The organism is Robertmurraya korlensis NBRC 107688, assembly GCF_001591645.1.
In the GTDB taxonomy this organism is placed as follows: domain Bacteria; phylum Bacillota; class Bacilli; order Bacillales; family Cytobacillaceae; genus Robertmurraya_A.
This window is the reverse complement of sequence record NZ_BCVH01000001.1, coordinates 484916-505523: the sequence shown is the minus strand read 5'-3', so window position 1 is coordinate 505523 and position 20608 is coordinate 484916. Positions and strand designations below refer to the sequence as shown.

Sequence of the window (20608 nt, the reverse complement as noted above, 5' to 3'; positions counted from 1 at the left end):
ATGACCCCTCCATTATAATAGGCTATTTTGAAAAGTACTATCCGAAGGGTTATTTCCAGTTTTACAATAACTTTTTATCATTTAAATTGTATTTTTCTTTTAACCACGGGGGTGCAATCTTGACTAACCTTTGTAGGATGAAAGTTGTAATTAATAAATCATCTGTAAACCCGAAAATGGCAAATACATCTGGAATTACGTCGACGGGCAATAACAAATACCCAATAATAAAAACAACTGGCCAAGCTTTATGTTTCACTTCTACATCTCGTGCAAAATAAAAATCTCTTATGAAGGGTAAGAATCTCCAAAACTTAACGACAAATGTTATTCTCTTCCAGACTTTTCTCATTGATCGATTCCCCTTTCATACCTAAAGTTAAGAGATATAGATGATATCCTGATCCTCGCTCTTTACTCCTGCATCAAAAATCATCTTTGTTTTAAATCGATACTTTAAATTGGACGACGATTTTTCAAGTTCAACTGGTAATGTGAATCGAAAGTTCAATTGATTTTGTTCTTGAGATTCAATCATTTGTGTTGTATAAATCGTTGAACTTTCAATAATTATTTCTTTGTTTTCTTCTTCATTTTTCATTATTAAATCACATTCGATTCTTTTTACCTGCTGCTCAATTGTTCCCCCTTGAATATGAAAATGTCCTGTGACACAATCCCCCGGTTGAAATTTTGTATGATCTAGCTTTAAGTCAATGGTAGCTGACCCAATTCCTAGTAATGACATATACTTTCTTAAAATCATGGTACCCAATCCCCTCAATATTTTTTTATTACCCTTATCCTTATCCTATTATCAATAAAATAAAAATGGTCCTTACCTTGGAGGCAAAGACCATAAATAAAGACCTTTACCATTTGGTAAAGGTCTTGCTAACAACAATTTTAATATGTTGCCAACAAAGCCGAGAGTTTCCTCTGAAATGACGACTTTGCTGTAAAAGCTACTCCCCTTTAGGAGAAATTATATAATTCATATGCTAATTTTATGTTATTCCCCTTAAAATTGTCAATACTTTTACATTGGGATCTCTAAAACAATCTTCGTACCTTTACCTGGGGAGGAATGGATATGTACTTCACCTTTAACTGCACGAGACCGTTCCTCCATACTAAAAAGCCCTACCCCTCTGGTAACGGTTGACGGGTCAAACCCTTGCCCATTATCTTCAATGATTACCCGAACCTCTTGTTCCATCTCTCTAATAATGATAGAAACCCGCTCCGCCTTTGCATATTTTTGAATATTAATTAATGCTTCCTGAAGAATACGATAAATGGTAATTTCCTTATTTGATGAAAGCCGCTGTTGTAAAAAACAATCAAACTGAACATCAATTTGATAATGCTCAGAAAAACGAGTTAAGTATGAACGTATGGCAGGTACAAGGCCAAGATCATCGAGTACTGATGGCCGTAACTCCTGAGAAATTCTTCTTACTTCTTCAATCAATTCCGTTGCTTCCTTCTGTAGCATATCAAGTAAAGGATGTTCTAATTGCGATTGTAGTATATTTATTGAAATTAAGTGACTGTACAGATTTTGTCCGATTCCATCATGAAGATTTCTAGAGAGCCTTTTTCTTTCTTCTTCTTGAACTTCAATGATTTTTGTCATCATTCTTTGTAGCTCTTCTTCTACCTTCTTTCTTTCTGTTACTTCATGACGGATGGCTAAATACTGGTATGGTTTTCCATCTGAATCTAAAAACGGAACAATGGTTGTGTCTACCCAATAGTATGTTCCATCTTTTGCACGATTTTTTATTTCACCATTCCATACCTGACCGGATGATACGGTCTTCCATAGCTCTCTAAAGAATGACTTTTGATGAAAGCTGGAATTAATAATTCGATGATCAGCACCAATAAGTTCCTCCCTTGAATACTTTGAGATTTGGGAAAACTTATCATTTACATACGTGATACGCCCTTTAGCATCTGTTATAGCAACAATAGATGAGGCATCTAGCGCAAATTTGAAATCCTTTAACTCTTGAACAGATTTTTGTAACTCTTCAGAGAGTTCATAAAGAGGATTAGGTGAGTGTTGGTTTTCAGTGATAATCGATTGATCCTTCAACTCTATTGCCTCCCTCTATCGTTCGTTCTAATTTTCAAATGACAGAAATTTGTTTTTCTAATTCCTTAGCCGCTTTCTCAACTAATTTTTTTCCAGTGTCATCGATGGATGTTTCTGATCTAAAACCCACTAGCAACACGCCTTTCGGTACACCATTGATAAAAATAGGAACAGCGTATGCATACAGTAGTTTTTCTGCTAAAAGGATGGGATACTCTAGTGCTTTACCTAAAATATTTTGAGGAAAATATTTTATCTCCATCGGTCTTCCAGTAGATAACACTCTACCAGCAATCCCTTTGCCATACCGAAGAGTAATTCGCTTATATTTATCATTACTATTGCCTGAAGCAACTTTCCAGCCAATATTAGGACCTTTACTCTCTTGAAAGGCAAGACCGACAAAGTCACATTCAAATGTTTCTTGAAGCTGTTCACAAGCTAGTTTCATGTATGTTTGATTGTTCAAGTTATCCATAACCATTAAATACATCCTTTACATGCCATAACCCAGTAAGCCTTTTTTAAGAGCAAATGCAACTAGTTCTGGTCTAGTTTTCATTTGAAGCTTCTCCATAAGATTTCCCTTATGGGTTTCAACAGTTTTAACAGAAATAACAAGCTTTTCAGCAATTTCTTTATTGGCATAACCTTTTGCAATTAACGTTAATACTTCTTTCTCTCTGTCAGATAGAAGATTAAAGGTATCTTGAATACCTTGCTTTACACTGTCGATATACTCTTCCATTAGCCTTTTCGTGGCAGACGGATGAAGATAGGCATTGCCCTTTGCAACCATTTTTATGGCACCTAACAATTCATCATGAGGTGCACTTTTCAAAATACATCCCGAAGCCCCCGCTTGAATCGCTCGGAATAAATATTCTTCATCATCATGCATCGTTAGAATAAGTATTTGTACATTTGGCATCAGTTTTTTCAGCTCAGAAGTAGCTGATAATCCATCCTTGCCATGTGGCATGCTTAAGTCCATAATGACGACATCGGGCTCAAGCTCTTGGGCTAACTGAATTCCCTCGTTACCCTCAGATGCCTCCCCTACCACTTCCATTTCTGGATGATTACTAAGTAGCATTTTTAATCCCATTCGAACGACAGCATGATCGTCACACAATATTATTTTAATCAAGGTAAGCCCCCCTATGACTTCTTAAAAGGAACATGATCCCTATTTTCTTTTATTATAGCGGTAAAAGAACATCAATAGTAGTCCCTGTCCCTATTTCAGACGTTATTGCGCAGTGCCCCCCAATTAGACTCATCCGTTCTGTCATTGCAGTTAACCCACTAGATCGTTGCATTTCATTTTCTACGTAAAAACCCTTTCCATTGTCTTTAATCGTCATAGTTAATTCCTTATCACGAAAGGAGAAAAAAAGTTGTACAAAATGAGTATCTGCATATTTCGCCACATTCCCTAACGCCTCTTGACATACTCGAAAAAGTGTTATTTTTTGAGGTTCCGTTAAATTCGGTTCCTGCCCTTCAATATCGAGGTCAACTAAAATTCCGTAAGTCGACGTAAACATTCGTAAGTAGCTTTTCATTGCTGGGACTAATCCGAGTGTCGTTAACGTTGGCGGATGAAGTTCGACTGACAGTAGCCTTATTTCCTGTATCGTCTTTTCAAGTAATTGACTCATTTCGTTTACATATGATTTCATATCCGAACCATTTATGGCCTGTTCAATAAACTGAAGTCCAGTATACATACTATAGAGGGTTTGCCCAACACCTTCATGAAGCTCAAGTGCGATACGTTGAATTTCTTCCTCTTGTGATTGGATAATGTATGAGCTAATTTGATTTTTAGTAGGTGAATTTTTCATTAGGAACCTCCCCCTAATATATAAATATAGATAGACACATACCCCATCAGTGTTTGCAAACAGCTGATGGGGCATATGCCTTTTTTATGCTACGTTTTTCGATGGACTTGTGCTTACAGTAGAACGTTGGTAATAGAACCAGTTTAGTACAATGGAAATGACATAGAACGCGATAAAGAAATAGAATGCATTTACTGGTGTTCCAAATGAATTTACTGACCAACCGAAAAGCTTTGGAATAAAGAATGAACCATAAGCTGCGAATGCTGCAGTGAATCCTAACACTGGTGCTGCTTCTTTTACAGGGAAGATATCAGGAATCATCTGGAATGTCGAACCAGATCCTAAGCCTGCTGCGATAAATAGAATTAAGAACGAAGCAAGGAAGCCTGTAAACATCTTGTCATTTGTAAAGTAAATAACTCCTGATGCACCAATTGCCATCACTACTAGAACCCAAGCAGTTACAAGAGCTCCACCCAGTTTGTCAGAAATCCAGCCACCAATTGGTCTTGCAGCTGCAGCTAGAAATGCCCCTAAAAATGCTAAACCAACATGTTCTGGGAATTGAGACTTTAATAGTAAAGGAAAGGCTGCTGAATACCCGATAAAGGATCCAAAAGTAGCCACATATAAAACAGTCATAATCCAAGTGTGCTTACGCTTTACGATAATAAATTGATCTTTCACTGATTGAGTTGCTGTTGGAATATTATCCATTCCAAACCAAGCTGCAACCGTCAAGATGGCAATCGGAATAACCCAAATGAACGCTGCATTTTGAATCCAAACACTTTCGCCTGTTGGCAATGTTTGACTTCCACCAATCAAAGCAAATGTACCAGATGCAATGATTAGAGGGGTAACGAATTGAACTACCGATACACCCATATTTCCTAAACCACCATTAATACCTAACGCTGTTCCTTTTTCTTTTTTCGGGAAAAAGAAACTCATATTAGCTGAAGAAGAGGAGAAGTTACCTCCACCAAGTCCACATAAAGCAGCAAGAATGAGCATAGTGGTATATGGTGTATCAGGATTTTGCACCGCAAAACCAATACCAACTGCTGGAATAGCTAAAATAGCTGTAGAAAATACGGTCCAGTTTCTTCCACCAAATTTACCAACTGCAAAAGTATAAACAAATCTCAGTGTTGCCCCAACAAGTCCAGGCATTGCTGCAAGCGTAAACAGCTGTTCAGGGGTGAAATTAAATCCTACATCGTTTAAGCGTACCGCGACAACCGACCAAATTTGCCATACAACGAACGCCATCATTAACGATGGAACTGAGATTAATAAGTTTCTTTTGGCGTGTCTTTTCCCTTCTTTATTCCAAAACTGCTCATCTTCCGGATTCCATTGAGTGATTCTTCCTTTACTCATGTTTATCAACCTTTCTAATTACATAATATAGTTTACTAGCTTCATCAAACGCTACCCATTCCTTTTCACTAACCGTTACTTGAGAAGATCCGGGAATAGCAAAGAAATTTTTGTTGTCAAAATAGATTCTCACATGTGTTTCGTCTGGGCATAATCCCACTTTTACTAATGATTTTTTTATAAACGGTGCTGCCTGTTCTTCCCCGGAATAATCCTGAATAGAAAGCTCAACCAGTTGATTGACATAGACCTTTAGTTCGTCAAGATTAATGCCCTGCACAGCTGCTTCCACATCCTTTCCCATTAGGATAAACAAACATCTTATAGCCTTGTAGATAGTTCCAGAAATCCTCCTGTGCGTGTGTCTCAATATGCTCAATGACTTCTTCCTCTGACTGAAACCGAGTCATTCCCTTTACCTCTGCAATTACTACATCAGCACCTTCAGCTACTTTTTCATCAAGATACCAGTTCACACGCATTCCTTTAAACAAATCAGTTAACAATTGGTCAATGAGATTAGCGAATTCACCATTGTGCTCTCTTACAAAACAGAAGTCTAAGTAGGTTTCCGAATTCATCATCAATCACGCCTTCTTTTGATCTTGTTTGTAAATGACAAATGCAATAGGGAATAACACTAGGTTCAAGAGACAATAAATAATAGCAGTTACATAGTTTTCAAAATAATACTGATGCACCATCTTCTGTGTAAAAACAATATTCAACATAAGAATGACTAACAGGGCAGCAAAATGAAAATTACACTTCATAACGTTTCACCTTCACTGCATAAACTGCGCCTTTCTCAACTTTTACTTCAATTTCAGGTAATGGTCTACGAGGAGGTCCCGCTGTTGGTGCTCCTGTTTCTACATCAAACTTTCCATGATGACAAGGACATAACATCTCCCCTTTTTCCTTTTCCCAAAATACTGGACAACGAAGGTGAGTACATGCATTTTGATAAGCAACATACTTCGTTTCAGTTAATCGAATTAAGATTGCATCATCATGTTCACCTGGAAATTTGAAATCAACAGAATGCCCAATAGGAATACTTTTGATATCAACGATCTTTTTGTGGGGGTATTCCTTATTTCCTAGTCCCATTAACTCCTTTGCTGCTACCCCTCCCCAAGGCAGAGATGATACAGCAAATACACCAGCTGCTCCTACCAATGTTTTCATAAATCCTCGTCGGTCTAGTTTTCTTTCATTATTCCGATTGATATTATGAGTATAATTATCTTCATTAAAGGGGATTTTATTGTTTTTTTGTGTCATGATAATCCCTCCTAAAATAACTTTGTTACTCCCTGTAAAATACCAGGAAGATTCACTCGTACATTTGTTTCACCTTCGAGATAAGGCATACTAGTCACCCATTTACCATTATCTAGATTAAATTGCTTTTGCTTTGCTTCGATTTCATCATCAGTTAGCCACTGCAATGTATTTGATGGACATACACTTGCACACATGGGAGGAATTCCGTCCTTTGTTCGGTCAATACACAGATCACATTTGTACATAAGGTTTTGTTCTGTATCAAATTTCGGGATACCATATGGACAAGCAATCGTACAGTTTTGACAACCAATACACTTTTCAACCAATGCAGACAATACAGCACCCGTCTCATGAATCTGGATAGCCTGAGCGGGACAGCTTCTTGCACATGCCGGATTTACACAATGAAGGCACATGAGAGGCATCGTCTGACGGTTTACAAGAGGATTCACATCATATACATAGTTTCTGTTTTTCTCTTCATGTCCTCCGCACTGCGTACAGGCAGCCAGACAAGAGCGACACCCGATACAGTTTTCTAATTCTAGATAGAGCCTCTTCTTCATTTATTGCACCTTCTTTATTTCTAGTTTTTCTATTTGTGCGGCACAAGCCTTAAACTCAGGCATTCTTGACATCGGATCAAGTGCTGCAATAGTAAGGAGATTAATAGATTTGTCGTGACCAAAGTGATATGGCACGAACACTGTATCTTTTCTTATAGCTTCAGTTATTTTCACTTTGTAGTCAGCCGTTCCACGGCGAGTGAACAGTCGAACAACCTCTTCATGCTGAATGTCATATTTTGTGGCTGTATCAGGATGAACCTCAACATACGGTTCTGGGCACATATCACGTAAAAACTGAATTCTTCTCGTCTGATTACCTGATAGGTAGTGATAAACAACACGTCCAGTTGTTAAACGCAATGGATATTCCTCGCATGGCTCTTCAGCTGGTGGTCGATATGGAAGAGCACAAATTTTTGCTTTTCCATCCGGATGATAAAACTTTTTATCTAAGAACATATGTGGAGTTCCCTTATCATCCTCATCCTTACAAGGCCAAAACACTCCATCTTGCTTCTCGATCTTATCCCATGTGGCTCCATAATAATCTGCGTAGCCACCTTTAGAAGCTAAGCGGAATTCGTCTCCAATATCTTTAGCTGTTTTTAGGTGTCTGAAATATTGACCTCTTCCAAGTCTTTCAGCAAGCTCTACTTGTATTTCCCAATCTGGCTTAGATTCGCCAACTGGCTCTTGAGCTTTGTTGATTTTGATAATACGACCTTCGAGATTAGTGACAGTACCTTCATCTTCCGACCAAGTAGTTGTAGGAAGAATTACATCAGCAAATTCTGCTGATTCTGATAGATAGAAGTCTGCAACAACCATAAAATCGAGATTTTTTAAGGCATTTCGTACGTAATTAAGATTAGGAGCACTAACCGCTGGGTTTGAGCATAATAAGTAGAGGCCTCTTATCGTCTTATCTGTCATTAGCTCAAACATTTCATAAGCTGAAACACCTGCTTGTGGCATCTCTTCTGGCTTGATTCCCCATACTTTACTAACTTCACGAACATGATCTGGATTGGCAATTTTTCGATACCCAGGAAGTGCATCAGCCTTTTGCCCGTGCTCACGTCCTCCTTGCCCATTTCCTTGACCTGTAAAAGTTGCTACGCCTGACTTTGGACGACCAATCTTGCCCGTTACAAGTGCTAAATTGGTATAACCGGATACATTGTCAACACCTTTATGCTGCTGTTCGATCCCCCGAGCAAACATCACAACTGCATTTGGTGCTTTTCCATAAATCTCGGCTGCCCTGACAATTTTCTCTGGAGCAACACCTGTAATTTCACTTGTATATTCTGGAGTAAACTCCTTCACTACTTCCTTTGTTTCTTCAAATCCATTTGTGTGATTGTTCACAAATTGTTCATCAATATATCCCATTTCGATTAATTGATGGAGAATTCCATTTGCAAGGGCAAGGTCTGTACCTGGACGAAGATCCAAGTGAAGATCCGCTCTTCTTGCAATCGGTGTTTCACGCGGGTCAACTACAATGATGTATCCCCCTCTTTCTTGGACATTCCAAATGCGGAACATAGAGGTTGGATGACATTCAGCCGTATTACTACCTGCAATTAATAAACAATCTGTTTCATGGATATCCGTCCAAGGAATCGTTGAACCACGATCGACCCCAAGAGATCTCATAAATCCACCAGCTGCACTTGCCATACAGAAGCGGCCATTATAATCGATGTATCTGGTACCAAGACCCACACGAGCAAACTTTCCAGTCAAATAACATTTTTCATTTGTCATTGAAACGCCACTGAAAACGGAAAGACTGTCTTTTCCATAATCCTTCTGTAAACCTTGAAATTTCTTAACGATGAGATCGTATGCTTCTTCCCAGCTTGCCTCACGGAAGCCTTCTTTTGTACCTTTTAACGCTTGATTATCACGTATTAGTGGTCGTAAAATACGATCCTCATGATTCGTTTGTTGATAAGCTGTTACACCCTTAGGACACATTTTCCCAACTGTTACTGGCCAATCATAACGAGGCTCTACCCCAATAATTTTGTTTGTCTTTGTATCTACACGTAAGTTCATCCCACATTGCATTCCGCAATAACTACAATGAGTTTTCACTAACTTCTCATTTGGATGATGAAGATTTTTCACTTCTTTAAAAAATTTATCCCTTTGCATTCTGGTTTGCCTCCTTAACTTTCACTTCATGTGTAGGGAAGCCAGAGAACTGAGCGATACGATATTTTCTCCGACATGGAAGACATAATTCAGCTAGATGGAAGTCTTCCTTTTTAAATTCCATATGGTTCACGCCAAGTACATGTACGACATCATTTGATTGCTCTGTTGAAACAAATCCTTCACCACAAACCTTACAATGCTTCATCGACTGTTCAGCATAATGCTCGCGATAGTTTCTAGCAAAAATACTTACAGGACGGAAAGGAATATGTGCTAATTTCCCAAATGGTAAATATATTAAAGTAACAATGACGGAATATTGATGAATTAATGACATAACTGAATGTCCCCAGCCGTGTAAAAACATATTGATAAGCGTTAATGCAATTCCTGTGATACTAACAAATAGTAATAAGTATAATGGTAAAAAGTCGTATACAACGGTTTGTTCTGCTCGAGCCTGCATGTTCTTTAAGCGTCTATAAATAATCATGCAAACACCCGTGATCACCATAACCGCAGATATGTTTAGAGCGTTATAGAAGAGGTATCCTAAAACACCATCCGCTTTGATAGTCATGATGTCAATTCCCATTCCAACGACCGTATAGTATCCGTTCTCTTCCATGGTAAAGTACATCCAACCAAACACTAATGGGAAAGTTACGAATGCTGCCATTACACAACCCCAACCCATTAAAATATGTTGAGTCCAACGATAAATCCCACGATTCCAGATAAAACGGTATGTGACTAGATGTTCAGTAGTCGTCTTTGGTGTAGACTTTCTAAACAATAGTTTTAATCCCTTTTTTATGAAAATCTTTGTAGGTGGTCTCTCTCCCCAAGCGATAAATCGATAAAAGAATCCTCCTAAAAAAACAATGGTTCCAACCATGTAACCGTATAGATTTAAATCGATATGAGTAAACATTCTCGTTCCGATAAATGATAAAATTGCTAGTCCGCAGACACTTACAAACATTGACTTGGCAAACTTAGAAGCAAACGCGCGATCGATTGAATGTGTTGCTTTTTTATTTGCTGAAAGTTCTCCTTGCATTTTTTCGCTCCTCCTTGAAAAATAACCATTTAAGTTATCTTCATTTTATGTCTTGATCTTGATTTACCGTATCGGGGGATTTCCCTACCCACCTCGAGAAATTCCCTTAGAGGGCTTTTTTCGAGCAACTTGAACCTCCCTGCATTCTAACAAACGTTGATATATCAACGTTTGTTTATTTGTGGCGATTTTGTAACAGTTGCAGACCTAAACGATTTTTGGGCAAAATAAAACACTTTTCTGTAGCAGAAAAGTGTTTTATCCCCTATTTAATTCTATATCAATCATTTGATCTAATCTTTCTAAACTCTTTCGTGCTCTCTCATTGGAAATCGAACGGTAATGATGTAACCCTCCCTCTTCCTCATCCATTTCATCGGCTTTTTTCACAATTTCTTGTAAGGGAGTTCTCACAATCGTATTAGTTGGTAGAAACGAGTCTGTATGGAAAAGAATGGCATGTGATATAACCTTTGCTGAGGCGGGGTTTTCACCGAGGCGAATTAATAACTTATGAGCTCGTTCAGCCCCTTTTATTGGATGGATATCGTATTTTTTATACATCTCGTAATCCCACTTCCCGTTTTTATACCAAGTAAAATGACCGATATCGTGCAGCAAACCAGCTTTTGCTGCTAGATCAACAGGTACGGAGTGTTTCTTAGCTAAGTGAAAGGAATGGTAAGCGACAGCAATCGCATGGGAAATGCCTGATCTAGTCAAATACTTTTGTGCGATGTGATGGTCAAAAATAGCCTTCAATTCAACGTCACGCAATTGTTGTCTCCTCCTTTTTACTCAAGTAAATTCCCAACATAGATAATATAGGCCAAAAAAACGATAATAAACGCAGCTAGGCCTACTGTGATGACACTTCTTATCGCCCCTTTCCAATCAGCAACACCTGAAAAACCAATGATGCCAACGAAAAAAACAATAAGTGTAAAATAATAAATGATTTTTAACGGATGGACTCCAACCCATTGTATAAAGTATGAAGTAAGTATATTAGTAGAAAGAACAAATACGAGCCCACAAGAAAGTAACACCATGAAAAATGACCAAGTATTCAATATCTTCCCCATATAAATTCCCTCCTTATTCGTTTTCTTAATAAAATATATACAAAAAGAGAAGGAGTTATTTCATATTGTCATAATTTTCTGTATACTATTCTACAAATCTTGCTTGAATCCTTCTTCTCCCTTATCTCTTTTTCACATTTTTATCAACTATAATGAAAAAACTGCTGACTTGTTTTGCAAGTTTGAGCAGTTTTTTGCGAGTCCGTTCGTTTATGTTAAAACCTTTTAAACTGGCTAACAAATCTTTTACTTAAGAGTCTAGGCATAGGTGGTAAGGCAACGACTGATAACTTACCATTTGGTACTTCTGTTTTCCCCTTTTCATGAACTGCATAGAACCCACTTTCCACTAACGTTTCGAGCTCGTTTTCACTACCCCTTAATATCATTTTCTTCATGCCTGACTGGTACCATTCCACATAATATTCGAAATAATCGGGAAACCTAGCTTGCTTGGAGCTGACCATATTTATCGTAGAAATAGTAGCTGCATGAGCAATTTGTGAGGCAAGTTTCCCAGGAGACAGCTTCAAGTCCTCGTTCACAACATAATATTGTACGACCTCATTATTCACCGAATCTCCTCCCTTACAACAACAAATTCAACTTTTCTTCTATGTATACTCATAAATATAAAATCTATGCGAAAACCATTGATTACTCGACCACCAATCTTGTCCATAAAAAGAATAGCACTCCTTATAGAAGTGCTGCCGGTTTATCCTTAATGAACAAAAGCATCAAACCCTTCTCTCTCTGCTCTACTTGCTAACTCTTCAGCTCTACTTCTATCTGCAAAGGCTCCAATTTGCACTTTAAAAAGTCCATCATCTTGGTACACATAGGTTTGAAAACCTTTCGCTATGGCCCTTTCGGATAACTCTTCAGCATTTTCGCTATTACGGAATGCTCCGATCTGGACACGATAAACTCCTTGTACTGGAGATGGATCAGGTGTAGATTTTCTTCTTAAGTTAAATGCTCGAGCTACTCCATTTGCATGTCCCCTAGCCAAATTTTGAAGAAACGATGGGTTTCTTAACTTTTCGGCATCAGATGCATTATCGATAAATCCGTTCTCTGTAAGGACAGCATCCATAGTCGTTTCCATTAACACATGAAAATTCGCTTGCTTTTGGCCTCTATTATTGAAATTTACCGATTTAAGCACTTCCTCATGTAAGGCTTGTCGATAGGTAGTTGTGGGTGCTCCGACATTAGGATAGATATAACTTTCAAAGCCTGTTCCACCACCAGCATTTACATGAATCGAAAGGAAAAAATCAGCTCCCCAAGAGTTAGCTGCATTTGTTCGTGAAGATAAACTCACCGTTTGGTCTCCCGTACGACTCATTCGAACTTCAACATTTTCGTATTCATTTATTAGAATATTTTGGATAGTTGAAGCAACACTGAGGTTTATATTTTTCTCTTGAAGACCATTCCCTGTTGCACCAGGATCAACTCCTCCATGACCAGGGTCTAAAAATATTTTAACCATTTTATTTTTCACCTCCCTACTACTTATATATGAAAGAACAGCAAAGTTAGACAATGTTTTCACCTATTTTTGCGCTATTGAATGGTATAAATTTTATCCTTGTTTCACCTTTACAGTTTTTTTTGCATTTCATATATTAGAATAGTACAGTATTTTATACAAACGAAAGAAGAATACTTTATACATAGAAGTAGAAACTATCTTAAAAGGATGATTTAGTTTTGAGCATTGAGCTTATTATATTAGTCGTATTAATCTTAATAAATGCCTTCTTTGCGGCATCAGAAATTGCCCTTATTTCCTTAAATGATAATAAAATTAAAGTAATGGCTGATGAAGGACATAAAAAGGCTAAGATGCTTCATCAGCTACTAAGTGAACCTAGTCGATTTTTGGCTACGATACAAATTGGAATTACATTAGCTGGGTTCCTAGCCAGTGCATTTGCAGCTGAAAACTTTGCTAGTGATTTCACTCAACTGCTACTTACCTTAGGGGTACCATTATCAGAAAGAATGCTAGGCACCGTATCCGTTTTTGTCATTACAATCATTTTGTCATACTTTACTCTTGTATTTGGAGAATTAGTTCCAAAACGTTTGGCAATGAAAAAAGCAGAAGCCATTTCAATGATTGCCGTTTTACCTCTTACTACCTTGTCTAAGGTGTCTTCTCCCTTTGTGAAATTGCTTACAGGATCCACGAACCTAATTGTTCGTTTTTTTGGTGTAGACCCACATGCTGAGGATGAGGACGCAACAGAGGAAGAAATCAAGCTTATGCTTGATATTGGAAAAGAAAGAGGGACTATTCAGGAGACAGAAAGCGTAATGATTAACAACATCTTTGACTTTGATAATACGTACGTTACTGATATCATGACCCACCGAACAAACATCGCTGGTATTCCTGCTGAAGCAACCATTAAGGACGTCGTACGAATTGTAAATGAGGAAAAATATACAAGATTCCCTGTATATGAAGAGGACATGGATACGATCATCGGTCTCTTTCATGTAAAAGACTTAATTGAATTTATGGAGCATGAAGATAACCGTCCTTTTGAAATGAAAAATATTATTCGGCCTCCATTTTATGTGATTGGATCCATGCGAACGGATGATGTGTTTAAGGAACTACAGAAGAATAAAACACATATGGCCATTGTTTTAGATGAATATGGAGGAACAGACGGAATTGTAACTATTGAAGACCTACTTGAGGAAATTGTTGGAAATATTTTTGACGAATACGATGAGAATGAAGATGAGGAAATTGAAATAGTAAAAGTTAATGATGGTGAATATACCATCCTAGGAACGACCAGCTTAGATGATGTGGAAGAAGTGTTAAAACTTGGACTTCCTTTAGACCAATATGAAACATTAAGCGGGTTTTTCATTGGAGAGTTGGGGAGATTTCCTGAGCAAAATGAGCAACCTTCCCTTTCATTTAACGGTGTACAGTTTACTGCAACTCAATTGGATGAACTAAGAGTTTCAAAAATTCAGGTTATCATTCTTAAGGAAGTGGAAAATACGAAGTAAAGACGTTCCTGTAACGTCTTTTTTTGTATGATTTCATTTTATTTTTACAAAAATATCAATTGACATATAAGAGAATTTTCTACATAATTCAACTAATGTGCATAAAAACTCAAATTTCGACATCAGGAGGATATTCAATGGAATGGATTCAAACATTGGTTGGACAAGCAAATAATATTTTATGGTCTTATGTTCTGATTGGATTGTTATTAGGCTTAGGTGTATATTTTACGATAAGAATGCGCTTTGTTCAAATCGTAAAAATTGGAGAAATGTTTCGCGTATTAAAAGATAAAAATACGGATGTAACAAATGGAAAGGGTGTTTCCTCCCTACAGGCATTTTTTATCGGTGCTGCAACAAGAATTGGGACGGGAAATATTGCTGGGGTTGCAATGGCTATAGCTGTAGGTGGTCCAGGTGCTGTCTTTTGGATGTGGGTGGTTGCCATTTTAGGTGGCGCGAGCGCATTTGTTGAAAGTACATTAGCACAAATCTACAAAGTAAAAGATGGTTCAGGGTTTAAAGGCGGTCCTGCATACTATATGAGAAAACAGCTAGGATCCGTTGGACTTAGTAAAGTATTTGCTTTTGGTATTATATTTTCTTTCGGATTAACATTTATTGCTGTTCAAAGTAATGTGATTGCTGCTTCTTTTAATAGTTCATTTGGTTTCGATGGATTACCTGTAGGGATTGTCTTAGCTATTTTAACGGCTGTAATTATTTTTGGCGGGGTACATCGTGTAGCAAAGTTTTCATCTATTATCGTACCTATTATGGCCTTCTTTTATATTATTTTAGCCAGTTACATTATCATTATGAATATTTCAGAAGTACCAGGAGTTTTTGCACTTATTATTAAAAACGCATTTGGTATCGACCAAGCCATTGGTGGAGGGATTGGTGCTGCCATTATGATGGGTGTGAAAAGAGGATTATTCTCAAACGAAGCGGGTATGGGTAGTGCTCCTAATGCTGCAGCTACGGCAGTTGTCTCTCACCCTGCAAAGCAAGGATTTGTTCAAGCTTTAGGCGTATTTTTTGATACACTTATTGTCTGTACAGCGACTGCATTTATTATTTTGCTATCAGATTCATATACGACAGGTCTTCAAGGTATTGAACTTACACAAGCATCGTTAGGTGAACATTTTGGAAGCTGGGCGAGTCTCTTCCTAACATTTGCCATTTTTATGTTCGCATTTTCTTCAATTATAGGGAACTACTACTATGGAGAAGCAAATATCGAATTTGTTCATAAAAGTAAAGCTACATTACACATCTTCCGAATTCTCGCGGTTGGAATGGTGATTTTTGGAGCCGTTGCAAGCTTACAAATCGTATGGGACCTAGCCGATTTAGCAATGGCCATTATGGCATTTACAAACCTTATTGCCATTGGTTTACTTGGTAATATTGCGTTTAAAACACTAGATAACTACCTTGATCAGCGTAAGCAAGGTCTTGACCCAGTGTTTTATGAAGATAGCATCCCTGGTTTAAAAGGGGTAGAAAGCTGGCCAAAACAAAAGGTAGAAACAACGGAAAAGGCTTAATTGTAAAGACTGGGATCTTCCCAGTCTTTTTCATTTGCCGATCACCGCATAAGGAATTAATGAACTAGGAATAATAGTCATGCTACCTATGTGGAAGGATGATACAATTGAAATTTACAGGACTTTTATCTATTCTTATGCTAGTTCAACAACCAACCAACCAGGATGTACTTACACTGATTGATCAGGATCAGCCAATAATGACTATTGATCGCGAAGAATTAGTATTTCCTCTACCTGATACTCCTCTAATGGACTTACATCATCTTGACATATTAACTGCTGAGCTTTCTCAACAAGTGTACATGGAACCCAGAAATGCGTATCTTGATGAACATGGAAATATACAGCCCGAGAAGCTTGGATATCAACTTGATAAGAGTGCCTTCCATACCCTATATCAATCCTATTTTTATGGTAAAGGGGCAAAAACACTTACTGTACCTAAAAGACCTATTTATCCAGAGGTGGATAGTGAGTTATTATCAAGAATTCGCCAACAAGCAATCGGATATTATGTTACCTATTTTAATAGCTACAATGCCTCAAGAACTAACAACATAAGGAAATCATCCGAGGCCATAAATAACTACGTACTTTTTCCAGGTGAGAGCTTTTCGTTTAACGAGGTTGTCGGTCAACGGACCAAACAACGTGGATATTTGCCAGCCCCTATTATTGTTCGTGGAGAGCTTTCTGAAGGAATAGGCGGAGGGATATGCCAGGTTTCCTCTACTCTCTTTAATGCCGTTGATCGTGCTGGGTTAAAAATTGTTAAACGCTACTCCCATTCAAAACGTGTTCCTTATGTTCCACCAGGTAGGGATGCAACGGTTAGCTGGTATGGACCTGATTTTGTTTTTATGAATATCTATAAGCATCCTATTTTGATCCGTTCGAAAGTAATAGGCGGTTCAGTAGCAATTCTTATATATACATCGGACGATGTCAATGTTGAACATACTCAAGTACCAAGCATATATCAATAAAATAGGCTGTCCAGTAAGGGAACCCTCACACTGGACAGCCTTTTTTAATATAGTTGAAAATACTTTGAACGGATGGAATCAGATAACAGTTCGGATACAGGTACTACCTTTATATGCTTATGTTTAAACTCTGGCATTGACTCAGTAACACCTAACGAGCATACCTTGCCAGATGTACCAACATGTCCAATGGCAACAGCTGTTCCCCTGCTCTCGGCAATTCTTGCAAGAATATGCATTTGTTTCTTGACCTGATTTATAGAACAGATATCATCTAGAAACACGTCTCTCTTAATAAAGGGTACATCTAATTCTTCAGTAATTTCTTCAAATTTTGATTTTGGACTTGTTGCACTATCTACAATATAAAGTTTTCTCTCCTTTGCCACCTCGACAATGACTCTTACAATCTCTTCGTTTTCAACAACTAGGGAGCCCATATGATTATTTAGCCCCATAGCATAAGGAACACTTTCGATGGCATCAATGACTCTCTTTCTTACTTCTTTCTTAGATAAGTCATTCGTTATTGGCTTAGGCCCTAACCAAGAGGCTTTTCCCTTTTTGGGCTGCATAGGCAAATGCACCATAATTTCTAAGCCATTTTTATATGCCCATTCTGCATGCTTCTTAGAAAGTTCACTAAAAGGCATAATAGCGGCCGTGATTTGCACATCACCTTCTAGAAAATCCTTAACACCTCCCACACCACCACCAAAATCATCGATAATAATAGCTGCCTTTTTCATTTCCTGCCCGTATCCATGTTGAGGGAACAATGCAAAAATGACCAATAAAAAGATAAATGAAGTTTTTTTCATAAAATCCTCCATTTGAATATTAGTTGTTGAGATAGTTTCTCTCATATAGAAATATCCATACAAAAAACTCGCCCAAAATATTGGACGAGTGTGAGATTATGATATTTTTTTCATAGTCTCTGAAGAGGAAGCCCTTTTGTGGAGAAGAAATCTTGGTGAGCTAGACACTAATAGGAACAAAATAACGGAACAATAGATGGCTGCCCCAATCATCGTACCACCGTTCACCCCGAGTGAAAATAACAACGGCGACATTCCTTCTGGTGCATATTCTCCCCAGAATAAAAATCCCGCGATAAAATGCCAAAAGTAACGTGCCGTACTTCCGACGAATGTCGCAATAATAATCCATTGAAGGGCTTTTTTCTTATTTTCTGTTAACGATACCTGAATTTTCTTCATAAAAAGACCAGCAAATCCAATAAACGCAAAGGCAAGAAAATACTCAATAAAACCTTGTAACGGAGTCAGAATATAAGCATCACCCATAGCGATTTGTAATAGTCCCCAAATAAATCCAGAAGCGGTTGCAGCAAGGAATCCCCATCTAAAAGCAATAATTAAAATTGGTACCATTGCAAATGAAATGGAAATGCTAGGTGACAGCTTGATTGATGGAAGCAGGTCTAGGATTAATGCAAAGGCAGCAAAAAAAGATGCTTCAATCATCATAATTAATCGTTTGTTTCCCATAAAAAAATCTCTCCTTTTTTGGAAACCCCAAGGAGAGCGTAGATAGACATGATTGCACAAAAAATTCAGTCAGTCCACATCCCTGCGCTAGAATTATCTAACAGGTTCAAAGGGTCAGAACAAACGTTCACTCTCAGCAAAATGCTCCCCTTGTGGTTTCATTATATGTAGTTTATAAATTCCATTTCATTATACCATAGAAATGAACTAGAAAAGCATCTAGAAATAAACTGGATGCTTTTCGGTGTTTTATATTTTAAATCGGCTGACTAATTGCTGTAAGGTTTCAGCCATTCCTGACAGGTCTTGAGCACTTGCTGTTACTTCCTGGAGTGTTGCTACGTTTTCTTCTGTTCCTGCAGCCACTTCTCTAGTTGTAGCAACGCTTGCTTCTGCGATACCTTTTACCTCTCCGATTGCTTGGACGACATTTGTATTATTCATATTTAATAGTTCAATCGCACATGAAACGTCTGATACCTTTTCAATTACGTCTCCCATTGATTCACCAATAAGAGTAAACGCTCTTTTTGCATCCTGACTATATTCGAAGCCGTCAGACACTTTATAAGACTGTTCTTCCATTGCTGAAACAGCTAATTCAGTCTCTGTCTGGATATAAGAGATCATCTTAGTGATTTGATCAGCCGATTTTTTTGATTCCTCCGCAAGCTTTCTTACTTCATCCGCAACTACAGCAAATCCCTTGCCGTGTTCCCCTGCTCTCGCCGCTTCAATTGCCGCATTTAAAGCAAGCAAATTCGTCTGATCTGCAATGGTGGTAATCATATTTAAGATTGAAGTAATTTCGTTTGAGCGTTTCCCTAACTGACGAATGATTTGAGAAGTATTTATAACCCCATCATTGATAAGATTCATTTGGTTAACCACTTTTTCGATAGATAATGCTCCTTGATCAGTAACTTGAAACGTATTATCTGCTGTAACGAGCATTTTTTCACTACTTTTTGTAATTAAACTGATATTAGTAGACATTTCTTCAATTAATGCGTGGATTTTGGTTAAATGTTGAAGTTGCAAATCCATACCCTCTGAATTCTGTTCAACAATATGAGAAATTTGTTCACTTGCTTGAGTACTATCCTGTGCACTTGTACTTAGTTGTTCACTGCTAGCTGCAACTTGAGCTGATGAATCTCTTACTTGAACAACTACTTCTCTCAATCCAGAAACCATTAGGTTGACAGACTGTATCATTGCCCCTATCTCATCTTTATTCTTCACTTGAATTTCTTCTATAGAAAGATCACCGCTTGCAACCTTCTCAATTGCCTTAGATGCATGAACAATTGGTTTTGCGATCTGTAGACTAATAATCGTTGCTAGTGCTAATGCGACAAGAATCGCAGCTACACTTATTACAATCATTATTGTAACAATTCTATCAATCTTATTAGTGGTCAAGCTACTCGCATGGTCTAAATGTTTTTCTTGAATAGATAGAAGTTCACTTACTTTTGCATTAAATTGCATACCTAACGTTTGTGCAGTTGATTTTGCAAGAATTAAATAACCTAATTCATCATTGTCTTTTTTCATTTGTATTTGATCTTGAGCAAACTTCGAATCATTATTTGACATTTCGTCAAGAGCCGTTAACGTATTTAATAACTCCTTATCAGTGATTGTTGTTTTTAATTTCTTCATAGAGTTATCAAAGTTCTTTACTGCCTCATCGTATTCTGTAAGATAATCAGCTTCTCCAGTGAGTAGGAAGCTCCGAACGGCTGCTGATTTTCTAATCATTTGCTCTTGTAGATTCTTCACTTCTAGCTTTTGACCCACTTCATCTTTTAAGAATGATTGATACGTGTTGTTTACTGAATAAAGTTGAATAATCCCAGCACTTGCTACAACTACTAACATAACTAAAACAATAACAAAACTACCTATAATTTTTTTACGAACAGTGATATTCATGATTGCTCCCCCATTTATAGGTTGTACTTACTTTA

At 37.7% G+C, this 20608-nt stretch carries 24 protein-coding genes and 1 riboswitch; of the genes, 3 read left to right on the top strand and 21 right to left on the bottom strand.

Annotated features, from left to right (window positions below; genetic code table 11):
• Positions 1–61: 61 nt before the first annotated feature.
• The 18 genes from BKO01S_RS02550 to BKO01S_RS02465 all read right to left on the bottom strand — a co-directional run bounded on the left by BKO01S_RS02550 (position 62) and on the right by BKO01S_RS02465 (position 13023).
• Positions 62–352: a YkvA family protein gene (locus tag BKO01S_RS02550; protein ID WP_066048149.1), complete on the bottom strand. Its 291-nt coding sequence runs from the start codon at positions 350–352 to the stop codon at positions 62–64.
• 27 nt (positions 353–379) lie between these two features.
• Positions 380–766: a sporulation protein gene (locus tag BKO01S_RS02545; RefSeq protein ID WP_066048147.1), complete on the bottom strand. Its 387-nt coding sequence runs from the start codon at positions 764–766 to the stop codon at positions 380–382.
• Positions 767–1039: 273 nt separating this feature from the next.
• Positions 1040–2104 (bottom strand): PAS domain-containing sensor histidine kinase, encoded by a 1065-nt coding sequence (locus tag BKO01S_RS02540; protein ID WP_066048145.1) that lies wholly within the window; start codon positions 2102–2104, stop codon positions 1040–1042.
• A gap of 34 nt (positions 2105–2138) precedes the next feature.
• A complete protein-coding gene (locus tag BKO01S_RS02535) occupies positions 2139–2588 on the bottom strand; it encodes a GAF domain-containing protein (RefSeq protein WP_066048143.1) in 450 nt (149 codons plus the stop codon).
• 12 nt (positions 2589–2600) lie between these two features.
• Positions 2601–3254, bottom strand: coding sequence for a response regulator (locus BKO01S_RS02530; protein WP_066048138.1), 654 nt, complete (start codon positions 3252–3254; stop codon positions 2601–2603).
• A 52-nt stretch (positions 3255–3306) separates the two neighbouring features.
• Positions 3307–3954 (bottom strand): sensor histidine kinase, encoded by a 648-nt coding sequence (locus BKO01S_RS02525; RefSeq protein WP_066048137.1) that lies wholly within the window; start codon positions 3952–3954, stop codon positions 3307–3309.
• Between the two features lie 84 nt (positions 3955–4038).
• Complete coding sequence (locus BKO01S_RS02520; protein ID WP_066048135.1) at positions 4039–5343, bottom strand: NarK family nitrate/nitrite MFS transporter; 1305 nt, start codon at positions 5341–5343, stop codon at positions 4039–4041.
• Entirely contained in the window at positions 5336–5635 is a 300-nt protein-coding gene (locus BKO01S_RS02515; RefSeq protein WP_157077264.1) for a hypothetical protein, read from the bottom strand. The genes BKO01S_RS02520 and BKO01S_RS02515 overlap by 8 nt, the downstream gene beginning before the upstream one ends.
• Entirely contained in the window at positions 5610–5927 is a 318-nt protein-coding gene (locus BKO01S_RS02510; RefSeq protein WP_369690969.1) for a hypothetical protein, read from the bottom strand. Before BKO01S_RS02510 ends, BKO01S_RS02515 begins: the two co-directional genes overlap by 26 nt.
• 3 nt (positions 5928–5930) lie before the next feature.
• A complete protein-coding gene (locus tag BKO01S_RS02505) occupies positions 5931–6116 on the bottom strand; it encodes a hypothetical protein (RefSeq protein ID WP_066048130.1) in 186 nt (61 codons plus the stop codon).
• Positions 6106–6630 (bottom strand): QcrA and Rieske domain-containing protein, encoded by a 525-nt coding sequence (locus BKO01S_RS02500; RefSeq protein WP_066048126.1) that lies wholly within the window; start codon positions 6628–6630, stop codon positions 6106–6108. The genes BKO01S_RS02505 and BKO01S_RS02500 overlap by 11 nt, the downstream gene beginning before the upstream one ends.
• A gap of 11 nt (positions 6631–6641) precedes the next feature.
• Positions 6642–7202, bottom strand: coding sequence for a 4Fe-4S dicluster domain-containing protein (locus tag BKO01S_RS02495; RefSeq protein ID WP_066048124.1), 561 nt, complete (start codon positions 7200–7202; stop codon positions 6642–6644).
• Positions 7203–9371 carry a molybdopterin oxidoreductase family protein gene (locus BKO01S_RS02490; protein ID WP_066048122.1) on the bottom strand — a complete coding sequence of 723 codons (2169 nt, stop codon included), beginning with the start codon at positions 9369–9371 and terminating at the stop codon, positions 7203–7205.
• A complete protein-coding gene (locus tag BKO01S_RS02485) occupies positions 9358–10437 on the bottom strand; it encodes a hypothetical protein (protein WP_066048120.1) in 1080 nt (359 codons plus the stop codon). Before BKO01S_RS02485 ends, BKO01S_RS02490 begins: the two co-directional genes overlap by 14 nt.
• Before the next feature lie 258 nt (positions 10438–10695).
• A complete protein-coding gene (locus tag BKO01S_RS02480) occupies positions 10696–11214 on the bottom strand; it encodes an HD domain-containing protein (protein ID WP_066048119.1) in 519 nt (172 codons plus the stop codon).
• 17 nt (positions 11215–11231) lie between these two features.
• Positions 11232–11522: a hypothetical protein gene (locus BKO01S_RS02475; protein ID WP_066048118.1), complete on the bottom strand. Its 291-nt coding sequence runs from the start codon at positions 11520–11522 to the stop codon at positions 11232–11234.
• A 215-nt stretch (positions 11523–11737) separates the two neighbouring features.
• Positions 11738–12097 (bottom strand): aminoacyl-tRNA hydrolase, encoded by a 360-nt coding sequence (locus BKO01S_RS02470; RefSeq protein WP_066048117.1) that lies wholly within the window; start codon positions 12095–12097, stop codon positions 11738–11740.
• Between the two features lie 149 nt (positions 12098–12246).
• Positions 12247–13023 (bottom strand): N-acetylmuramoyl-L-alanine amidase, encoded by a 777-nt coding sequence (locus tag BKO01S_RS02465; protein ID WP_066048116.1) that lies wholly within the window; start codon positions 13021–13023, stop codon positions 12247–12249.
• 221 nt (positions 13024–13244) lie between these two features.
• Here BKO01S_RS02465 and BKO01S_RS02460 point away from each other — a divergent pair, with 221 nt between their 5' ends.
• The 3 genes from BKO01S_RS02460 to BKO01S_RS02450 all read left to right on the top strand — a co-directional run bounded on the left by BKO01S_RS02460 (position 13245) and on the right by BKO01S_RS02450 (position 17118).
• Positions 13245–14570, top strand: a complete 1326-nt coding sequence (locus tag BKO01S_RS02460; RefSeq protein ID WP_066048115.1) for a hemolysin family protein — start codon at positions 13245–13247, stop codon at positions 14568–14570.
• 137 nt (positions 14571–14707) lie between these two features.
• On the top strand, positions 14708–16129 hold the full coding sequence (locus tag BKO01S_RS02455) for an alanine/glycine:cation symporter family protein (protein WP_066048113.1): 1422 nt from the start codon (positions 14708–14710) through the stop codon (positions 16127–16129).
• Positions 16130–16227: 98 nt separating this feature from the next.
• Positions 16228–17118: a VanW family protein gene (locus BKO01S_RS02450; protein WP_066048112.1), complete on the top strand. Its 891-nt coding sequence runs from the start codon at positions 16228–16230 to the stop codon at positions 17116–17118.
• A 44-nt stretch (positions 17119–17162) separates the two neighbouring features.
• Here the strand turns inward: BKO01S_RS02450 and BKO01S_RS02445 are convergent, their stop codons facing one another.
• The 3 genes from BKO01S_RS02445 to BKO01S_RS02435 form a co-directional block, all read right to left on the bottom strand.
• Positions 17163–17939 carry a divergent polysaccharide deacetylase family protein gene (locus BKO01S_RS02445; protein ID WP_066048109.1) on the bottom strand — a complete coding sequence of 259 codons (777 nt, stop codon included), beginning with the start codon at positions 17937–17939 and terminating at the stop codon, positions 17163–17165.
• A gap of 96 nt (positions 17940–18035) precedes the next feature.
• Complete coding sequence (gene thiT, locus BKO01S_RS02440; RefSeq protein WP_066048108.1) at positions 18036–18632, bottom strand: energy-coupled thiamine transporter ThiT; 597 nt, start codon at positions 18630–18632, stop codon at positions 18036–18038.
• Positions 18633–18694: 62 nt separating this feature from the next.
• A riboswitch (TPP riboswitch) is annotated at positions 18695–18793 on the bottom strand.
• Between the two features lie 88 nt (positions 18794–18881).
• Entirely contained in the window at positions 18882–20573 is a 1692-nt protein-coding gene (locus tag BKO01S_RS02435) for a methyl-accepting chemotaxis protein (protein ID WP_066048106.1), read from the bottom strand.
• Between the last annotated feature and the right edge of the window lie 35 nt (positions 20574–20608).

Bases quoted from the DNA above. Each gene is read 5' to 3' on its own strand.
- BKO01S_RS02455 (WP_066048113.1), top strand. From the start codon at position 14,708: ATGGAATGGATTCAAACATTGGTTGGACAAGCAAATAATATTTTATGG.
- BKO01S_RS02520 (WP_066048135.1), bottom strand. From the start codon at position 5,343: ATGAGTAAAGGAAGAATCACTCAATGGAATCCGGAAGATGAGCAGTTT.
- BKO01S_RS02485 (WP_066048120.1), bottom strand. From the start codon at position 10,437: ATGCAAGGAGAACTTTCAGCAAATAAAAAAGCAACACATTCAATCGAT.
- BKO01S_RS02435 (WP_066048106.1), bottom strand. From the start codon at position 20,573: ATGAATATCACTGTTCGTAAAAAAATTATAGGTAGTTTTGTTATTGTT.
- BKO01S_RS02450 (WP_066048112.1), top strand. From the start codon at position 16,228: ATGATACAATTGAAATTTACAGGACTTTTATCTATTCTTATGCTAGTT.
- BKO01S_RS02465 (WP_066048116.1), bottom strand. From the start codon at position 13,023: ATGGTTAAAATATTTTTAGACCCTGGTCATGGAGGAGTTGATCCTGGT.
- BKO01S_RS02545 (WP_066048147.1), bottom strand. From the start codon at position 766: ATGATTTTAAGAAAGTATATGTCATTACTAGGAATTGGGTCAGCTACC.
- BKO01S_RS02535 (WP_066048143.1), bottom strand. From the start codon at position 2,588: ATGGTTATGGATAACTTGAACAATCAAACATACATGAAACTAGCTTGT.
- thiT (WP_066048108.1), bottom strand. From the start codon at position 18,632: ATGGGAAACAAACGATTAATTATGATGATTGAAGCATCTTTTTTTGCT.
- BKO01S_RS02495 (WP_066048124.1), bottom strand. From the start codon at position 7,202: ATGAAGAAGAGGCTCTATCTAGAATTAGAAAACTGTATCGGGTGTCGC.
- BKO01S_RS02475 (WP_066048118.1), bottom strand. From the start codon at position 11,522: ATGGGGAAGATATTGAATACTTGGTCATTTTTCATGGTGTTACTTTCT.
- BKO01S_RS02550 (WP_066048149.1), bottom strand. From the start codon at position 352: ATGAGAAAAGTCTGGAAGAGAATAACATTTGTCGTTAAGTTTTGGAGA.
- BKO01S_RS02445 (WP_066048109.1), bottom strand. From the start codon at position 17,939: ATGAAAAAAACTTCATTTATCTTTTTATTGGTCATTTTTGCATTGTTC.
- BKO01S_RS02525 (WP_066048137.1), bottom strand. From the start codon at position 3,954: ATGAAAAATTCACCTACTAAAAATCAAATTAGCTCATACATTATCCAA.
- BKO01S_RS02490 (WP_066048122.1), bottom strand. From the start codon at position 9,371: ATGCAAAGGGATAAATTTTTTAAAGAAGTGAAAAATCTTCATCATCCA.
- BKO01S_RS02500 (WP_066048126.1), bottom strand. From the start codon at position 6,630: ATGACACAAAAAAACAATAAAATCCCCTTTAATGAAGATAATTATACT.
- BKO01S_RS02505 (WP_066048130.1), bottom strand. From the start codon at position 6,116: ATGAAGTGTAATTTTCATTTTGCTGCCCTGTTAGTCATTCTTATGTTG.
- BKO01S_RS02510 (WP_369690969.1), bottom strand. From the start codon at position 5,927: ATGATGAATTCGGAAACCTACTTAGACTTCTGTTTTGTAAGAGAGCAC.